The following is a 16,090-nucleotide window of genomic DNA, read 5'->3' as shown; positions in this document are numbered from 1 at the left end:
GCCTTGTCAGACCTGCATGATTTCGGCCTGCTTGGCCGACAGAGCCTCGTCCACCGAAGCGATCATGCGGTCGGTCAGCGACTGGATCTCGTTTTCGTAAAACTTCTGGTCATCCTCGGGCATACCGGCCGCCTTGGCCTTCTTGACCTGATCCATCCCATCGCGGCGCACGTTGCGGATGGCGACGCGGGCATGTTCGGCATATTGCGCGGCAACCTTGGTCAGCTCGCGGCGGCGTTCCTCGTTCAGTTCCGGGATTGGCAGCATGATGATGGTGCCGTTCAACTGCGGGTTGATCCCCAGCCCGCTTTCGCGCAGCGCCTTCTCGACCTTGCCGACCATGGCCTTGTCCCAGACGTTGATCGTGACCATGCGCGGCTCGGGGACGTTCACCGTGCCCAACTGGTTGATCGGGGTCATCTGACCATAGGCCTCGACCTGAACGGGGTCGATCATCGAGGCCGAGGCGCGGCCTGTGCGAAGGCTGGCGAATTCGCTGCGCAGGGCCTCCATCGCGCCTTTCATACGCCGTTCCAGATCGTCGATGTCGATTTCGATGTCCTCAGCCATGTCGGACCGCCTCTGAGTTTGATTTTTTCCGCTTGTAACCAGATTGTCCGGGATTGGCAAAGCCTTTGCCCTCCGGATGGGCAGCGCGCCGCCTTATGGGTCGTCGCGCCTGTTCCGCTCGATCTGCGCCAGCCGTTCTTCGATCGCGGCGAGGCGCGACAGCACCTCGTCGCGATAGGCCTCGGTGGCGACGTTGGACTCTTCGGAATGCGCCTCTTGCATCGAATTCACGATCAGACCGACGACAAGGTTCATCACCGCAAAGGTCGTGACCAGGATGAAGGGCACGAAGAACAGCCAGGCCTGGGGATAGACCTCCATCACCGGGCGCACGATGCCCATGGACCAGCTTTCCAGCGTCATGATCTGAAACAGCGAATAGGCCGAATTGCCCAGATCGCCGAACCAGTCGGGAAAGCTGGCCGAAAAGAGCTTGGTCGCCATGACCGCGAAGATGTAGAAGATGATCCCCATCAGCAGGAACACGCTTGCCATGCCGGGCAGCGCCGAGAGGAAACCCTCGACCACCCGGCGCAGGCGCGGCGTGACCGACACGATACGCAGAAGCCGCAGGATACGCAGCGCGCGCAGCACCGACAGGCCCTGCGTGGCGGGCATCAGCGCAATGGCGACGATGGCAAAGTCGAACACGTTCCAGCCGTCGCGGAAGAACCGCAACCGGCGGGCATAGAGCTTCAACCCGATCTCGATCACGAAGATCGCCAGGCACAACCGATCCAGAAACAGGATCAGCGGCCCCGCCACCGCCATGACCCGGCCCGAGGTTTCCAGCCCCAGGATGATGGCATTGAACAGGATGACGGCGGTGATGAAGGTCTGCGCCCCGCGCCCGTTGATCAGTGCGTCGAGACGCGCGCGGGTGAAAATCGATCCCTGCTCAGTGATGGACACGGGTATATGTCCCCCGACCTTCCAGGATGCTGCGGAACCCGCCAGGCGCGTCCAGCGAAAAGACAATGATCGGCAGGCGGTTGTCACGCGCCAGCGCGATGGCCGAGGCGTCCATCACGCCCAGATGCTGTTGAAGCACGTCGTCATAGCTGACATCGCCGTAGCGTTTCGCATCCGCGTGCTTGACCGGATCCTTGTCATAGACGCCGTCCACCTTGGTCCCCTTGAAGATCGCCTCGCAATTCATTTCCGAGGCGCGCAGCGTGGCCGCCGTGTCGGTGGTAAAATACGGGTTCCCCGTTCCTGCCGCAAAGATCACGATGCGTTTCTTTTCCAGATGCCGGATGGCGCGGCGGCGGATATAGGGCTCGCAGACCTCATCCATGCGGATGGCGCTGATGACGCGGCAATGCAGGCCCTTGGCCTCCAGCGCGGACTGCATGGCCAGCGCGTTCATCACGGTGGCCAGCATCCCCATGTAATCGGCGGTCGTGCGCTCCATGCCCTGCGCGCTGCCCTGCAGGCCCCGGAAGATGTTGCCGCCGCCGATGACCATGCAGACCTCGACCCCCATCTTGTGGACCGATTCGACCTCGTCGGCAATGCGCGAGACGGTGGGCGGATGCAGCCCGTAGCCCTGGTCGCCCATCAACGCCTCGCCCGAGATCTTCAGCATCACGCGGCCATAGTGCTTCGGTGTCTCGGTGGTCATCTGGGGCTCCTGTCGCCGGTCGCTTTCATCGGGGCGCTAAATGTCGCAAAAGGCGCGCAGGATCAACCGCCCGGATCACCCATGCCCGCGCCCAATCTGTCAGAGATCGACCCGTCGCGCCACCTGCTGATCGCAGGGCCCACGGCCAGCGGCAAGTCGGCGCTGGCGCTGGCCGTGGCCCAGGCACAGGGCGGCGTGATCGTGAACGCGGATGCGTTGCAGGTCTGGTCGTGCTGGCGCGTCCTGACCGCGCGCCCCGACGCCGCCGAGGAAGCACGCGCGCCGCACGCGCTCTACGGCCATGTCACGCCTGAACAAAGCTATTCGGTGGGGGATTGGCTGCGCGACCTGGCGGGGCTTGTCGGGCAGCGGCTGATCGTGACGGGCGGAACGGGCCTTTACCTCACGGCGCTGACGCAGGGTCTGGCGCAGATTCCCGCAACACCGCCCGCGCTACGGGCCGAGGCCGACGCGATCCTGCGCGAACCCGGCGGCCTGGCGCGGCTGCTCGCCGATCTGGACCCGCCCACGGCGGCGCGGATCGACCGCCGCAACCCCGCCCGCGTCCAGCGCGCGTGGGAGGTGCTGCGCGCCACGGGGCGCGGCCTTTCCTCGTGGCAGAACGACACGCCGCCGCCCCTGATCCCCCCTGCGGATTGCCAGCGCATCCTGATCGAGGCCGACCGCGACTGGCTGGCGCGCCGAATCGAGACGCGGTTTCACGCGATGATCCGCGACGGCGCGCTGGAAGAGGTGGCCGCGATGCTGCCCCATTGGCATCCCGACCGCCAATGGGCGCGTGCCATCGGTGCGCCGGAACTGGCCGCACATCTGCAGGGCCGCACCAGCCTGGCCGAGGCGATCGAACTGGCCGTCATCGCCACGCGCCAATATGCCAAGTCCCAACGGATCTGGTTCCGGGGGCGTATGCGCGACTGGACGCGCCGCCAGGCCGAAACGCTGTTCTAGATCACACAGCCAAGGGATGAATTGCACAGGGGCTGCATTTCCTTCATGGTGTCTTAACCGGTTTGGGCGATGATCCTGCATGAAGCAGGAGGAAACGCGGACGGATGGCGGTTCTGGGCGGCAATGACTGGCGCAAGGGTTTTCCCTTCACCGCAAGCCTTCTGCGGTCGGGCCGCCCTGGTGCGCAAAGCGGTGTCGCCGCCCCCGACATTCCCGATGACGGACGCCCCGTCAATCGTCACGCGGACAGCTCTGACAGACCGACGCCGCCCCGCTCGGCGGCCGGCAAGGCTCCGCCCGAGGCTCTGGCCCTGGCGCTGACCGGTCCCGACCCGCTCGGACCCTCGCGTCATGCGGGGATGCGCCGCTTCGTGCCCCGCCGCACCAGCCTGCGCCTGTTGCCGCTGGGGGCGTTTCTCTGGGGGACGAATGACAGCCCGCCACATCCCCGCACACGGCCTGAACATGTGCTGATCTGGGTCACACAAGGCGGGCTTGCGCTGCGTTGGCCCAAATCGCGCGCGCTGCTGCGGCCTGGGGATCTGCGCTACATCCCTTCGGGCACCGCCTTCGCGACCCTGCCCGGGGCCGAGACGCAGGGCCATGTGCTGCTGCTGCCGCCCGATCTGGCGCAGGGGCTTGATCCGGCGCTGCCCACTCAGGGGCTGGCCGGGCGCGTCGGACACCAGGCCGAGCCGCTGTTCTTTGCACTTCAGGATCTGATGGCCGAGGCCGCGCGCGACGTGGCGGAAACGGCGCGCCGCAAGGCGCTGCGCCAGCACCTCTCGATGCTGGCCTTGCGCCTGCAACGGCTGGACCCGCCTGCCGAAACCGGACTGGCCCCTGGCCCTGTCTGCGCCGATCACGCCCTGGTCGAAGGTTTTCTGGCCGAGGTCGCGCCCGATCCGGGGCGGCAGGTGACGCTGGCAGAACTGGCGGCGCAGATGGGAACAAATCTCACGACCCTGGACCGGGCCTGTCTGGCCACAAGAGGCAGGCGCGCAATCGACCTGTTGCATGGACTTCGCCTGGACCGTGCCGCCGAACTGCTGCGCCACAGCGATCTGCCTGCCCATCGCATCTCGCAAATGCTGGGCTATACCAGCCTGGCCCATTTCACCCGGGCCTTCGTGGCAGCGACGGGAAGATCGCCCGATGCCTTTCGCAAGCAGGTCAGGCGCGGCAGCGCATGGCGCGGGGATGCCTGAGCCGATGCGCCCCGACGCGCAGCCAACCTTTCACCGGCGGCCGCGCGCGATGGCAGGGCAACGGCCGCCAGGCCAGGCGCGGGCCAAAAGGGTTTCAAGCCTCGGTCTTGCCAGTCCGACCGCGAAAGCCTGTGGCCACGACGAATTTTTCGGAACTGTCACTGCGACTTGCCGGAGGCTTGACGTTCGCAACCTTTTCAAAGTTGCGCTTGAGCATGGCCTGCATCTCGGCTTCGGCGCCACCGGCCAGCACCTTGGCGACAAAGGTGCCGCCCGGCTCCAGCACGTCAAGCGCCAGTTGCGCCGCCGCCTCGACCAACGCGACGATGCGCAGGTGGTCGGTGCCCTTATGGCCGGACGAGGCGGCCGCCATGTCCGACATCACCACATCGGCAGGCCCGCCCAACCAGGCCTTGACCTGATCCTCTGCCCCGTCGGACAGGAAGTCCAACTGATGGATCTCGGCCCCGGCGATCGGGTCAACCTCTTGCAGATCCAGGCCCAGCACGCGGCCCCGCTTTCTGTCGGCGCGCTCGCCCAGGGCGTTGACGCGGGCCACGGCCACCTGACACCAGCCGCCGGGCGCGCAGCCCAGATCGACGACGCGCGCGCCGGGCACCAGAAAGCGGAACTTGTCGTCAAGCTCGATGATCTTGTAGGCGGCGCGGCCCCGGTAGCCCTCTCGCCGAGCGCGGGCCACATAGGGGTCGTTCAGCTGCCGTTCCAGCCAGAGCTTCGAGGACAGTTTGCGCCCCTTGGCGGTCTTGACCCGCACCCTCAGGTCGCGCGTGCCGCGCCCGCTGGACTTGCCCGCGCGGCTGCCTGGTTGCCTTGTCATGATGCCACTCCGTTCAATCCTTCGGGCTTCAGCACCCCATCGCGCACCATCTGGGCATAAAGCAACCCCTCGCGCAGCCCGCGATCAGCCACCGACAGGCGCGTCGTCGGCCAGACCCGCATCAGCGTCTGCAGGATCGCGGCGCCCGACATGATCAGGGCATGACGCTCGCGCCCGATACGCGGGTCGGCCCGGCGTCCGTCAGGGCCAAGCTGAAGATAGGAGTGGATCACCCGGTCGATCTGTTCGCTGGTCATCTCGAGCCCGTCCACCTTGGTCCGGTCATAGCGGCGCAGGCCCAGAAAGCTGGCCGCCACGGTCGTCACCGTCCCGGAGGTGCCGATGATCTGGAACCCCTCGTCGGGCGAGCCGTCGGCATAAGGGGTGAAATTGGCCAGCGCCTCTTCGAAGAACCACGACATCAGCGCGAAGCGGCCCTGGTCGTCCTCGACATCGGCGAACTGGTCGCGCAGCGTCGCCACGCCCAGAGGCACGCTGATCCAGTCCACCACCCGAGCCCCGCCCGGCCGCGGATTTCCGAAGCCGTCCGACAGGCGCATGATGGCGCGGGGCCGTTCCTTGGGCTCGACATCCTCCAGGTCGATCCAGACCAGTTCGGTCGAGCCGCCACCGATATCGACGACCATCAGCGTCTCGGTCTTGTGGCTGACCAGGGGCGCGCAGGAGATGACGGCCAGCCGCGCCTCTTCCTCGGCGCTGATGATTTCAATGGGCAGACCAGTCTCGCGGCGGATGGTGCGCATGAAATCGCGGCTGTTGCGCGCGCGACGGCAGGCCTCGGTGGCGACCATGCGCATCTTGCGGACCTTGTGCTGTTCCAGCTTGCGCTTGCAGACCTGCAGCGCGTGAACGGTTCGCGCCATGGAACTGCGCGACAACCGGCCAGAGGCTTCAAGCCCCTGTCCCAGCTGGACAGGCTTGGAAAAGCTGTCCACAACCTGGAACTGACTGCCCGCCGGTCGAGCAATCAGCATCCGGCAAGAATTGGTCCCAAGGTCGAGGGCAGCGTATAACCCCCCATCCTCGGGCTGTCGGGTGCCTGACGGCTCGACCGCATTTCTCGGGAACGCGTCCGCACCCGCAGGACGCCTGGGCGCCATGTTCACGCCCTCCGATGACAAGTTGTAAAAGACCTAACCCGCGAGAAGGGCGCATTCAAGGGGTTGCAGCCCCGCGATGATCCCCGCCGCCGGTATCAGGCCCGGACGGTCGCGGCGCGTTCTGGCCGCAAAGCGCGGGCGCCAGCGCGGCGATCGCATCCCACTGCGACAGAAAGACCCGGCCCGACAATTCGTGCAGCAGATGGCTGCGGCGCAGGCGGTCCATGACCGGGCCCTTGACCTCGGAGAGGTGCAGCGTCACGCCCATGCCCGACAATCGCGAATTCAGCGCCTGCAGGCTTTCGACCGCCGAAAGGTCAACGCTGTTCACCGCCGAGAACATCAGCACGACATGGCGGATACGCGGCTCGGCAGCAACGCGGTCCAGCACGCGATCCTCCAGCATCCGGGCATTGGCGAAATAGAGGCTTTCGTCGATGCGGATGGTCAGCAGGCAGGGGTCGGTCAACACCTCGTGGCGCAGGATATTGCGGAAATGCTGGGTGCCGGGGACCAGCCCCACCTCGGCGATATGGGGCCGGGAAGTGTTCCACAGATGCAGCAGCACCGACAGGATCACCCCCGCGCTGACCCCGGTTTCCACGCCCGCCAGCAATGTCAGCGCAATCGTGACGGCGACGGCGGCGAAATCGGCCCGGCTGTAGGTCCAGGCTTGGCGCAGGATCTTCAGATCGACCAGCGACAGGACCGCGACGATGATCGTCGCCGCCAGCGTGGCCGTGGGCAGGTAGTGGATCAGCGGTGTCAGCGCAAGGGCTGCGATGGCCAGGCCAATGGCCGTGAAGGCGCCTGCGGCGGGCGTCTCGGCCCCGGCATCGGCATTCACGACCGACCGCGCAAAGCCGCCCGTGACCGGCATCCCGCCGGTAAAGCCCGCCCCGATATTGGCCGCGCCGAGGCCGATCAGCTCCTGATCCGGGTCGATGCGTTCACGGCGTTTCGCCGCAAGGGTCTGGCCGACGCTGACGGATTCGACGAAGCCGATGACCGAGATCAGCAACGCCGGGACAAGCAGCGCCCCGATCAGATCGCCGGAAAAGGCGGGCAGCGTCAGCGGCGGCAGACCCTGCGGAACCGCTCCGACGATGGCGACTCCGCGTTCGTCCAGGCCGAGGCCCCAGACCAGCAGGGTTGTGACCACGACAGCCAGGACCGGCCCCGCCCGCGCGACCATCGTGGCCGCCCTGGGCGACAGTCCCAGTCGGCGCAGCAAGGGCGCCAGAGCCTTGCGCTGCCAGAACAGGAAGGCGGTCGTCGTCACCCCGAGCGCCAGCGTGATCGGGTTCGTTGCGCCTACCGCCCCGACCAGCGAGGACAGCATTTGCGGCAATGTATCGCCGCCCGCCTGCACCCCGAGGATATGGCGAATCTGGCTGACGGCAATCAGCAGGCCCGAAGCCGTGATGAAGCCTGCAATCACCGGATGCGACAGGAAATTGGCCAGAAAGCCCAGCCGGAAAATGCCCATCAGGATCAGGATGCCGCCCGACAACGCGGCCAGGGTCAGCGCCGCGGCCGCATAACCCGCCGTGCCTTGGGCCGCGACCTGCCCGACCGCCGCCGCCGTCATCAGCGACACGACCGCCACCGGCCCCACCGCCAGCGCCCGCGAACTGCCGAAGATCGCATAAAGCATGATCGGCAGGATCGAGGCATAGATCCCCGCCTCGGGCGGCAATCCCGCCAACATCGCATAGGCCAGCGATTGCGGGATCAGCATGATCGTGACGATCACCGCCGCCAGCAGGTCGCTTTGCAGCGCGGCAAGGTCGTAGCGCCGCCCCCAGTCAAGGATCGGCAGGTAGCGGGAAAGCGAGGCACGCATCAGAGGTCTTTCGCGTCAGAGGCTGTTTACCGGCACTTTCAGCATCGGGCGGCCGTCGGCGTCGGTGGGAATCTCGCCCGCACGCATGTTTACCTGAAGGGACGGAATGATCAGGCGCGGCATGTCAAGCTGCGCGTCGCGTGCGGTGCGGAAGGCGATGAACTCATCGCGCGTCCTGCCCGCGCCGACATGGATGTTGTGAGCTTTTTCTTCGGCTACGGTCGTCTCCCACTGGATGTCGCGCCCGTTCGGGCCGTAATCGTGGCACATGAACAGCCGAGTCTCGTCGGGCAGCGACAGGACGCGCTGGATGCTGTCATACAGCACGCCGGCATCGCCGCCGGGAAAATCAGCGCGGGCCGATCCCCCGTCAGGCATGAAGAGCGTATCACCCACGAAGGCCGCATCGCCCATCACATGCGTCATGCAGGCCGGTGTGTGGCCGGGCGTGTGAAGGGCAAAACAGCGCATCGCACCGACATGGTATTCGTCGCCATCCTCGAACAGGCGATCGAACTGGCTGCCGTCTCGCTGGAACTCGGTGCCCTCGTTGAAGATCTTTCCGAACACGTTCTGAACGATCAGGATATTCGCGCCAATCCCGATCCTGCCGCCCAGCTTCTGCTGGATATAGGGTGCCGCAGAGAGGTGGTCGGCATGAACATGGGTCTCGATGATCCATTCCAGCGACAGGCCGCGGGTCTCGATCTCGGCGATCAGGGCATCGGCATGGTCGTAGGTGATCCGGCCTGCGGCATAGTCGAGATCCATCACCGAATCGACGATGGCGCAAGCATTCGAGGACGGATCCTTGACGATGTAGCTGATCGTGTTCGTCTGCGGATCGAAATGTGCCGAAACATCCGGGCGCATGCCAAGATCGACGGCGGGCAGCGCCCCGGGATTTGCGGTCGTGGTCATCGAACTCTCCTGCGGCTGGCATGATCCTGCCCGCCCGATATACGCATTCCAAAAACTGAATGCAATAACGGCGCTGCTTGACGCGCGTGACGGGCGGGGGCAAGCAGTTCGTCATGATCGACCTGCGACCCGTGGCCCACCCGATTGGAAAGATCGTCGTCGTGCTGGGCGCGGCGATGCTGGCGCCCATGCTGGTCGATTTGTGGCAAGGCGATCCGCATTGGCAGGTCTTTCTGGAATGCGCGATCATCACGATGGTCATGGGCGGGCTGATCACCTTGGCCACCCGGGGCAATTACACGTCGCTGAAACTGCAGCAGGCCTTTCTGCTGACTTCGGGCCTGTGGCTGGTCATCCCGGTCTTCGGCGCCCTGCCCTTCATGCTGGGCGAGCCGCGCGCCACCTTCACCGATGCCTTCTTCGAGGCGATGTCGGGCGTCACCACCACCGGCACCACCGCCTTTCCGGCGCTGGACGATCTGCCGCGCGGCACGCATCTGTGGCGCGCGCTGCTGCAATGGATGGGCGGCCTGGGGATCGTGGTCGTGGCGATGGTCTTTCTGCCGGTCATGCGGGTTGGCGGGATGCAGTTCTTCCGGTCCGAGGGCTTCGACACGCTCGGCAAGGTGCTGCCCCGCGCGCGCACCATCGCCGGAGAGATGACCATCGTCTATCTGGCCCTGACGGGCGCCTGCGCGCTGACCTATGTGGCGCTGGGCATGACGGGATTCGATGCGGTGGTTCATGCGCTGACCACCGCATCGACCGGGGGGTTCTCGAATTACGACGCCAGTTTCGGGGCCCATCTGGGCGGTCCGGAATGGGCGGCCTCGGTTTTCATGATCCTGGCCTCGATCCCCTTTATCCGCATGGTGCAGGCGATGCGCGGCGATCTGGACCCGATCTGGCGCGACAGCCAGATCCGCGCCTATCTGCGCTGGATCGCCTATGCCTGCGGCATCATCATCATCTACAGGCTTGCCTATATCCACCGGGGCGTGCCGGTCGAGGAGGTGCTGCGCGAAACCGTTTTCAACACGATCACGATCTTTTCCGGGACGGGTTATGCCTCGACCGATGTGTTGACCTGGGGGCATCTGCCGCTGGCGCTGCTGATCATTGTGGGACTGATCGGGGGCTGCACAGGCTCGACGGGCTGCTCGGTCAAGGTGTTCCGCTACCTGATCCTGCTTCAGGCCGTGCGCGCCCAGATCCGGCGGATGCATTCGCCCCACCGCGTCTATCCGCTGCGCTACGAGGGTCGCCCGCTGGACCGCGATGTCGTCAACTCGGTCATGGCCTTCTTCACACTGTTCATGCTGACTTTCGGCCTGCTGATCGTGGGCCTGTCGCTGACCGGCCTGCATCCGCGCACCGCGCTGACCGCTGCCTGGACGGCGATCGCCAATGTCGGTCCGGTCTGGGGCCCCGAGATCACGCGCAACGGATCTGTCGCAGCCTTTCCCGAACCGGCCAAGATCCTGATGATCGCGGGCATGTATCTGGGCCGTCTGGAACTGGTCTCGGTCCTGGTTCTGCTGATGCCCCGCTTCTGGCGCGGATAGGGCGTCAGGGCGTGACCGGCGCCGCTGGCGCGTCCTCGCCCGCAGCGGGGGCAAAGCGGTCCAGACTGTCCGAGAGTTCGGCCGCGACCCGGGTTTGCGTTTCCGGGTCCGAGGCGGGCCAGATCAGCACCCAGCCCTCGGCCCGGCCATCGCGCACCCGGCCCTCGGCCTCGCCGCGATGGGCCTCGTTCTCGCCGCGCAGATGGACATGGCCCTGCCGGATCCTGCGTTCTGGGCTGGGCACCCAGCCAAGCGCGGTCACAAGCCCCGCAAGGTCCAGCAATTCCTGCTGCCCGCCCTTCTGGCTGAACAGGATCAGCGCCGCGCCGGAATCGTTGGCCGGGCCGTAGATCGACAAGGCGCGTTCCGCCCGGTCGAAGACCAGCGCCGACAGGGGCGCGGTGACTGACAGGCCCGTCGCTTCGTCGCGCAATTCGGCCAGCCCCATGCGGTCGCGCCATTCGGCCCGCGCCTCGATCAGAAGGCGCATGGCCGTGCCGGGATCGGTGGCGCGCCGGGCGGTCGCGATCTCGGCGCGGATCGCCGCCTGCGTCATCGGGCCATCCTTGCCATCAATGGCGCCGGTATAATGGCCCGCCCAACGCAGCGCGCGCTGGACATCCTCCAGCGGCGGCAGCGGCTCGGGTGCGCCGGGCGCGGGCAGATCCGGGGCGCCTCCCTCGACCAGCGGCGCGCCGAGGCTGTCCGCCCCGGTCACGACCGCGTCCGAGGGGATAATCTCGGCGGTTTTCAGGACCGGCGCCCAGGCTTCGGCGGCCTCGGGCGTCAGCGGTCCAAGCGCCAGCGCAAACCAGCCGTCGGGCAAGGCCCAGAGCCAGGCGTCGCCGAACTCGGCCTGCCAGCGGGTCAGAGCCTCGCGGGCCTCGGCTTCGGTCTCGAATGCTTCAAGACGCAGAAAGCGCCCCTCGGGCAGGGCCGACTGGGGCGCGACTTCGGGTTCGGCCTCGGCAACGGCTTCGGGTTCCGGTGCGGATTCGGGCTCGGCGGCCGTCTCTGCGACAGGTTCGGCAGAGGCGGCGGGCGGCGTGCCCACCGGCGACAGGACGATGCTGGCAGGCGGCTGGCTGACGAAGGCGTCGCCCGGCACCGCGCGCGATGCGCGCAGATCGGCCAGCAGCGCCTCGGCCTCGGCCCGGTCCATGGGCCCAAGCGCGATCCCGGTCCAACCGCCCGGCAGGGGCAGCGTTACCACATTGTCGAAGCGTTCCGCCCAGCCTGCCGCGGCCTCGGCGGCGGCAGCCTCGCTGCGCTTGGCCTCCAGCCGGATCACCGCGCCCTCGGCCATGGCCTGCATCGGCAGCATCCCCGCCAGAACGATCACACCCAAGCCCCGCATGGCCCTGCCCCCCATCTGTTTTCGGCCGCGGCGCGTTGGCCTGCCAGCCTTTATTGACCCTGCCCCGCCCGAAGCCTAGAAGGCGCGGGCAGGCTCGATCTACCCAAAAGGACGCCCCCATGACCAGCCCCAACCGTCCCCGCAGCTTTCAGGAGGTCATCCTGCGCCTGCAAGACTATTGGGCGCAGCAGGGTTGCGCCGTGCTGCAACCCTATGACATGGAGGTCGGCGCGGGCACCTTCCATCCGGCCACCACGTTGCGCGCGCTTGGCAGCCGCCCCTGGGCCGCGGCCTATGTCCAGCCCTCGCGCCGCCCGACTGATGGCCGCTATGGCGAGAACCCGAACCGGTTGCAGCATTACTACCAATATCAGGTCATCATCAAACCCTCGCCCCCCGATCTGCAGGACTTGTATCTGGGCAGCCTGCGCGCGATCGGGCTGGACCCGATGATCCACGACATGCGCTTCGTCGAGGATGACTGGGAGAGCCCCACGCTCGGCGCATGGGGCCTGGGCTGGGAGGTCTGGTGCGACGGGATGGAGGTCAGCCAGTTCACCTATTTCCAGCAGGTCGGCGGCCATGACTGCAAACCCGTCAGCGGAGAGCTGACCTATGGCCTGGAACGGCTGGCGATGTATGTGCTGGGGGTCGAGCATGTCATGGACATGCCCTTCAACGATCCCGACGCGCCGATCCCGCTGAGCTATGGCGACATCTTCCGCCAGACCGAACAGGAATACAGCCGCTGGAACTTCGATCAGGCCGATACCGAGATGCTGTTCCAGCACTTCAAGGATGCCGAGGCCGAATGCGCCCGCATCCTTGAGGCCGCAGAAACGGACAGCGCCGGGCGCCGTATCCCGATGGCTCATCCCGCCTATGACCAGGCGATCAAGGCCAGCCATATCTTCAACCTGCTGGATGCCCGCGGCGTCATCAGCGTGACCGAGCGGCAGGCCTATATCGGGCGGGTCCGCGCGCTGGCCAAGGGCTGCGCCGATCTGTTCCTGACGACCGACGCGGCAGGGGCGCGGACATGAACTGGGGAAAGATTGCCATCGTCACCCTGTTGGGGGGCGGCATCGCTGCGGGCGCGGGCGTCTGGTACACCCAGGAATACGCCTTCTTCGACCGCATCGACCCGTCCAGCCCCGAGGCCAGGATCACCGTCGAGACCACTTCCGGCCCCGTCCCCCTGGCGCTGACCGACTTCGAGGGCATCAATGCCGACAGCTCGCCCATCCGCTGGCGCATCTGCGGCCGCGCCGAAACGCTGCCCGAGGGCATGATCCCGGCCCCGAACTCGCAGCCGCTGAACGGGCCGCGCTGGTTTTCCTGCTATGACGCCCAGCAAATCGGCGCGGACCTGCAATCGGGTGCTGCCACCGCATGGCTGGCCCAATCCGAGGTGCGGACGGATGTGGACCGCATCCTTGTGACCTATCCCGACGGACGCGTCTTTGGCTGGCACGAATACAACGAAAAGAACCCGGAACGCGGAGTGATGGACTGATGCCCGACCTTCTGATCGAGCTTTTCTCGGAAGAGATCCCCGCCCGGATGCAGGCCCGCGCCCGCGAGGATCTCAAGCGCCTGATCACCGACGGCCTGGTCGAGGCCGGGCTGACCTATGCCAGCGCCGGCGCCTTCTCGACGCCCCGCCGCCTCGCACTGTCCGTCGAGGGCCTGACCGCCGCCAGCCCCACCACGCGCGAGGAACGCAAGGGCCCCCGCATCGACGCACCCGAAGCCGCGCTGGAAGGCTTCCTGCGTTCGACCGGCCTCACGCGCGACCAGCTGGAGGCGCGCGACGACAAGAAGGGCCAGGTCTGGTTCGCCACCATCACCAGGCCCGGCCGCCCCGCCGCCCAGATCGTGGCCGAGGTGCTGGAGGCCACGATCCGCAATTTTCCCTGGCCCAAATCCATGCGGTGGGGGTCGGGCAGCCTGCGGTGGGTTCGCCCGCTTCATTCGATCCTGTGCATCCTGACCGACGAGTCCGGCGCATCGGTCGTGCCGCTGGAGGTGGACGGCCTCGTTTCGGGCAACATGACGCGCGGGCATCGCTTCATGGCGCCCGACAGCTTCGCGGTGACGGACTTTGACGACTATGCCGCGAAACTGCGCCGCGCCAAGGTGATGCTGGACGCCGAGGAACGCGCCGACCACATCCGGTCCCAAGCCGAGACCCTGGCCTTTGCCCGCGGCTGGCAGATTGTGCCGGACGAGTCCCTGCTGGCCGAGGTGGCGGGTCTTGTCGAATGGCCCGTGCCCCTGATGGGCGTGATCGAGGATCGCTTCCTGTCCCTCCCCCCTGAGGTTCTGCAAACCTCGATGAAGGAACACCAGAAGTTCTTCTCGGCCCTGAACCCCGCCACTGGCCGGATCGAGGGCTTCGTCACCGTTGCCAATATCGAGACGCCCGACGATGGCGCCACGATCCTGTCTGGCAACCAGCGCGTGCTGGCTGCCCGCCTCTCGGACGCGGCCTTCTTCTGGGAAAACGACCTGCGCGAGGCGAAAGCGGGCATGACCGCCTGGGCCGAGGGCCTGGGCGCGGTCACATTCCACAACAAGCTGGGCAGCCAGGCCGACCGCGTGGCCCGCATCGCGGCGCTGGCCCGCGAGATCGCACCCCTGGTCGGCGCGGACGCGACCCAAGCCGAACGCGCCGCGCGTCTGGCGAAACTGGACCTGCGCTCCTCCATGGTGGGCGAGTTCCCCGAGCTTCAGGGCACGATGGGCCGCTACTACGCGCTGGAGGCCGGCGAGCCTGCCGCCGTCGCCGACGCGGTGCGCGACCATTACAAGCCGCTTGGCCCCTCGGACGCGGTGCCGACCGCCCCGGTCTCGGTCGCCGTGGCGTTGGCCGACAAGATCGACACGCTGACCGGGTTCTGGGCGATCGACGAGAAGCCCACCGGGTCCAAGGATCCCTACGCGCTGCGCCGCGCGGCCTTGGGGGTGATCCGGCTGGTGTTGTCGGGCAAGGTGCGCGCTTCGTTGACCGGAATATTCAAACGCGGCAGCCGCGGCCATCAGGTCGAGGATGCAGGCGATGACCTGCTGGCCTTCCTCCACGACCGGCTCAAGGTCCATCTGCGCGAGCAGGGCATCCGGCATGACATCATCGACGCGGTGCTGGCTCAGGAGGGCAATGACGACCTCGTGCGCGTGGTGGCCCGCGCCACGGCGCTGAACGCGATGCTGGCGACGGATGACGGCAAGAACCTGACCCAGGGTCTCAAACGCGCCGGCAACATCCTGGCCCAGGCCGAGGCGCAGGACGGCGTCGAATACAGCCTCGGCGCCGACCCGAAATTCGCCGAAACCGATGCAGAACGCGCCCTTTTCGTAGCGCTGGACCACGCCGACCCCGCGATCCGCGCCGCGATGGAGGCCGAGGACTACCCCGCCGCCATGACCGCCATCGCCGCGCTGCGCGCGCCCATCGACGCCTTCTTCGAGGCTGTCCAGGTCAACAGCGACAACCAGATCCTGCGCCGCAACCGCCTGAACCTGCTGTCGCGCATCCGCGAGGCGGGCCGCCAGATTGCGGACTTCACCCGGATCGAGGGGTAATGAAAGCCCCTGCCCTGCCGGTCCGGACATGCGGATCGCCAGGCACCTTGCGAAATGCGGTGACTGCCTGCAGCCTGCCCTCCGGAAGTTCCCGCGATCACAACGAGAGCCCTTTGGATTGATATTTGTCGGTTTCTGGTTGGCAAGCGCGCTTGGCGCGGAGTTTTCTGATGCTCAGCGGGCTGGGCTGACAAGTGCCGAGAAAGATCGGAGTGAGCCATTGGAACGCCATTGGTCCGAGTGACAATGGCGAACGATCTGGAGCGCGAGGTCTGCGAGCTACGCCAGGCCAACGAGATCCTGAAGAAGGGTGAGCCATTGGAACGCCATTGATGGCGTGGATGGCTCCCGCTTCCGGCATCGCAATGTGCCCTGTTGGGTGCTGTGAACATCACCAGCAAGGGGAGCCATCCATGGACAGGATTACCACACTCGGGATCGATCTGGCCAAGCCTGTTTTCCAGCTGCACGGCGTCGATGCCGAAG

General features: G+C 66.6%; 14 protein-coding genes. 6 read left to right on the top strand and 8 right to left on the bottom strand.

Translation table 11 applies throughout. The features are described from left to right. Window positions 1-6: 6 nt before the first annotated feature. The 3 genes from frr to pyrH form a co-directional block, all read right to left on the bottom strand. Window positions 7-570 (bottom strand): ribosome recycling factor, encoded by a 564-nt coding sequence (gene frr / locus KY389_RS12805; protein ID WP_219831388.1) that lies wholly within the window; start codon window positions 568-570, stop codon window positions 7-9. 93 nt (window positions 571-663) lie between these two features. Beyond that, complete coding sequence (locus KY389_RS12800; protein WP_219831409.1) at window positions 664-1,458, bottom strand: ion transporter; 795 nt, start codon at window positions 1,456-1,458, stop codon at window positions 664-666. A 10-nt stretch (window positions 1,459-1,468) separates the two neighbouring features. After that, a complete protein-coding gene (gene pyrH / locus KY389_RS12795; protein WP_219831387.1) occupies window positions 1,469-2,194 on the bottom strand; it encodes a UMP kinase in 726 nt (241 codons plus the stop codon). 81 nt (window positions 2,195-2,275) lie between these two features. On the opposite strand from pyrH, the gene miaA reads away from it, so the two are divergent. Both miaA and KY389_RS12785 read left to right on the top strand, forming a co-directional pair. Next, complete coding sequence (gene miaA, locus KY389_RS12790; protein WP_219831386.1) at window positions 2,276-3,163, top strand: tRNA (adenosine(37)-N6)-dimethylallyltransferase MiaA; 888 nt, start codon at window positions 2,276-2,278, stop codon at window positions 3,161-3,163. Between the two features lie 104 nt (window positions 3,164-3,267). Beyond that, the gene (locus KY389_RS12785; RefSeq protein ID WP_219831385.1) at window positions 3,268-4,371 is read left to right on the top strand and encodes a helix-turn-helix transcriptional regulator; all 1,104 of its coding nucleotides are present in this window, start codon (window positions 3,268-3,270) and stop codon (window positions 4,369-4,371) included. Between the two features lie 94 nt (window positions 4,372-4,465). On the opposite strand, the gene KY389_RS12780 is transcribed toward KY389_RS12785, so the two are convergent. Genes KY389_RS12780 through KY389_RS12765 form a run of 4 tightly spaced genes read right to left on the bottom strand, consistent with a single transcriptional unit; the run spans window position 4,466 to window position 9,097 of the window. Further along, window positions 4,466-5,209, bottom strand: coding sequence for an RlmE family RNA methyltransferase (locus KY389_RS12780; RefSeq protein WP_219831384.1), 744 nt, complete (start codon window positions 5,207-5,209; stop codon window positions 4,466-4,468). Further along, the gene (locus tag KY389_RS12775; RefSeq protein WP_219831383.1) at window positions 5,206-6,330 is read right to left on the bottom strand and encodes a Ppx/GppA phosphatase family protein; all 1,125 of its coding nucleotides are present in this window, start codon (window positions 6,328-6,330) and stop codon (window positions 5,206-5,208) included. The genes KY389_RS12780 and KY389_RS12775 overlap by 4 nt, the downstream gene beginning before the upstream one ends. Before the next feature lie 55 nt (window positions 6,331-6,385). Next, window positions 6,386-8,176 (bottom strand): SulP family inorganic anion transporter, encoded by a 1,791-nt coding sequence (locus KY389_RS12770; protein ID WP_219831382.1) that lies wholly within the window; start codon window positions 8,174-8,176, stop codon window positions 6,386-6,388. A 15-nt stretch (window positions 8,177-8,191) separates the two neighbouring features. Further along, entirely contained in the window at window positions 8,192-9,097 is a 906-nt protein-coding gene (locus tag KY389_RS12765) for an MBL fold metallo-hydrolase (RefSeq protein ID WP_219831381.1), read from the bottom strand. Window positions 9,098-9,210: 113 nt separating this feature from the next. Here KY389_RS12765 and KY389_RS12760 point away from each other — a divergent pair, with 113 nt between their 5' ends. Next, on the top strand, window positions 9,211-10,662 hold the full coding sequence (locus KY389_RS12760; RefSeq protein WP_219831380.1) for a TrkH family potassium uptake protein: 1,452 nt from the start codon (window positions 9,211-9,213) through the stop codon (window positions 10,660-10,662). Between the two features lie 4 nt (window positions 10,663-10,666). Here the strand turns inward: KY389_RS12760 and KY389_RS12755 are convergent, their stop codons facing one another. After that, entirely contained in the window at window positions 10,667-12,019 is a 1,353-nt protein-coding gene (locus KY389_RS12755; RefSeq protein WP_246588116.1) for a peptidoglycan-binding domain-containing protein, read from the bottom strand. 119 nt (window positions 12,020-12,138) lie between these two features. On the opposite strand from KY389_RS12755, the gene KY389_RS12750 reads away from it, so the two are divergent. From KY389_RS12750 to glyS, 3 genes are read left to right on the top strand one after another with little or no spacing between them, the layout of a single operon-like run. Then, window positions 12,139-13,062, top strand: a complete 924-nt coding sequence (locus KY389_RS12750) for a glycine--tRNA ligase subunit alpha (RefSeq protein ID WP_219831379.1) — start codon at window positions 12,139-12,141, stop codon at window positions 13,060-13,062. Continuing rightward, window positions 13,059-13,535: a DUF6446 family protein gene (locus KY389_RS12745; RefSeq protein ID WP_219831378.1), complete on the top strand. Its 477-nt coding sequence runs from the start codon at window positions 13,059-13,061 to the stop codon at window positions 13,533-13,535. Before KY389_RS12750 ends, KY389_RS12745 begins: the two co-directional genes overlap by 4 nt. After that, the gene (glyS, locus tag KY389_RS12740) at window positions 13,535-15,604 is read left to right on the top strand and encodes a glycine--tRNA ligase subunit beta (RefSeq protein WP_219831377.1); all 2,070 of its coding nucleotides are present in this window, start codon (window positions 13,535-13,537) and stop codon (window positions 15,602-15,604) included. The genes KY389_RS12745 and glyS overlap by 1 nt, the downstream gene beginning before the upstream one ends. Window positions 15,605-16,090: the final 486 nt, after the last annotated feature.

This window comes from Paracoccus bogoriensis (assembly GCF_019431455.1).
GTDB lineage: Bacteria > Pseudomonadota > Alphaproteobacteria > Rhodobacterales > Rhodobacteraceae > Paracoccus > Paracoccus bogoriensis.
Note: the sequence above shows the minus strand (reverse complement) of the source record. Positions and strands in the feature narration are given on the sequence as shown.

Coding starts and splice junctions, on each gene's coding strand:
- frr (WP_219831388.1), bottom strand. CDS start 570: ATGGCTGAGGACATCGAAATCGACATCGACGATCTGGAACGGCGTATG.
- pyrH (WP_219831387.1), bottom strand. CDS start 2,194: ATGACCACCGAGACACCGAAGCACTATGGCCGCGTGATGCTGAAGATC.
- miaA (WP_219831386.1), top strand. CDS start 2,276: ATGCCCGCGCCCAATCTGTCAGAGATCGACCCGTCGCGCCACCTGCTG.
- KY389_RS12785 (WP_219831385.1), top strand. CDS start 3,268: ATGGCGGTTCTGGGCGGCAATGACTGGCGCAAGGGTTTTCCCTTCACC.
- KY389_RS12780 (WP_219831384.1), bottom strand. CDS start 5,209: ATGACAAGGCAACCAGGCAGCCGCGCGGGCAAGTCCAGCGGGCGCGGC.
- KY389_RS12775 (WP_219831383.1), bottom strand. CDS start 6,330: ATGGCGCCCAGGCGTCCTGCGGGTGCGGACGCGTTCCCGAGAAATGCG.
- KY389_RS12770 (WP_219831382.1), bottom strand. CDS start 8,176: ATGCGTGCCTCGCTTTCCCGCTACCTGCCGATCCTTGACTGGGGGCGG.
- KY389_RS12765 (WP_219831381.1), bottom strand. CDS start 9,097: ATGACCACGACCGCAAATCCCGGGGCGCTGCCCGCCGTCGATCTTGGC.
- KY389_RS12760 (WP_219831380.1), top strand. CDS start 9,211: ATGATCGACCTGCGACCCGTGGCCCACCCGATTGGAAAGATCGTCGTC.
- KY389_RS12755 (WP_246588116.1), bottom strand. CDS start 12,019: ATGCGGGGCTTGGGTGTGATCGTTCTGGCGGGGATGCTGCCGATGCAG.
- KY389_RS12750 (WP_219831379.1), top strand. CDS start 12,139: ATGACCAGCCCCAACCGTCCCCGCAGCTTTCAGGAGGTCATCCTGCGC.
- KY389_RS12745 (WP_219831378.1), top strand. CDS start 13,059: ATGAACTGGGGAAAGATTGCCATCGTCACCCTGTTGGGGGGCGGCATC.
- glyS (WP_219831377.1), top strand. CDS start 13,535: ATGCCCGACCTTCTGATCGAGCTTTTCTCGGAAGAGATCCCCGCCCGG.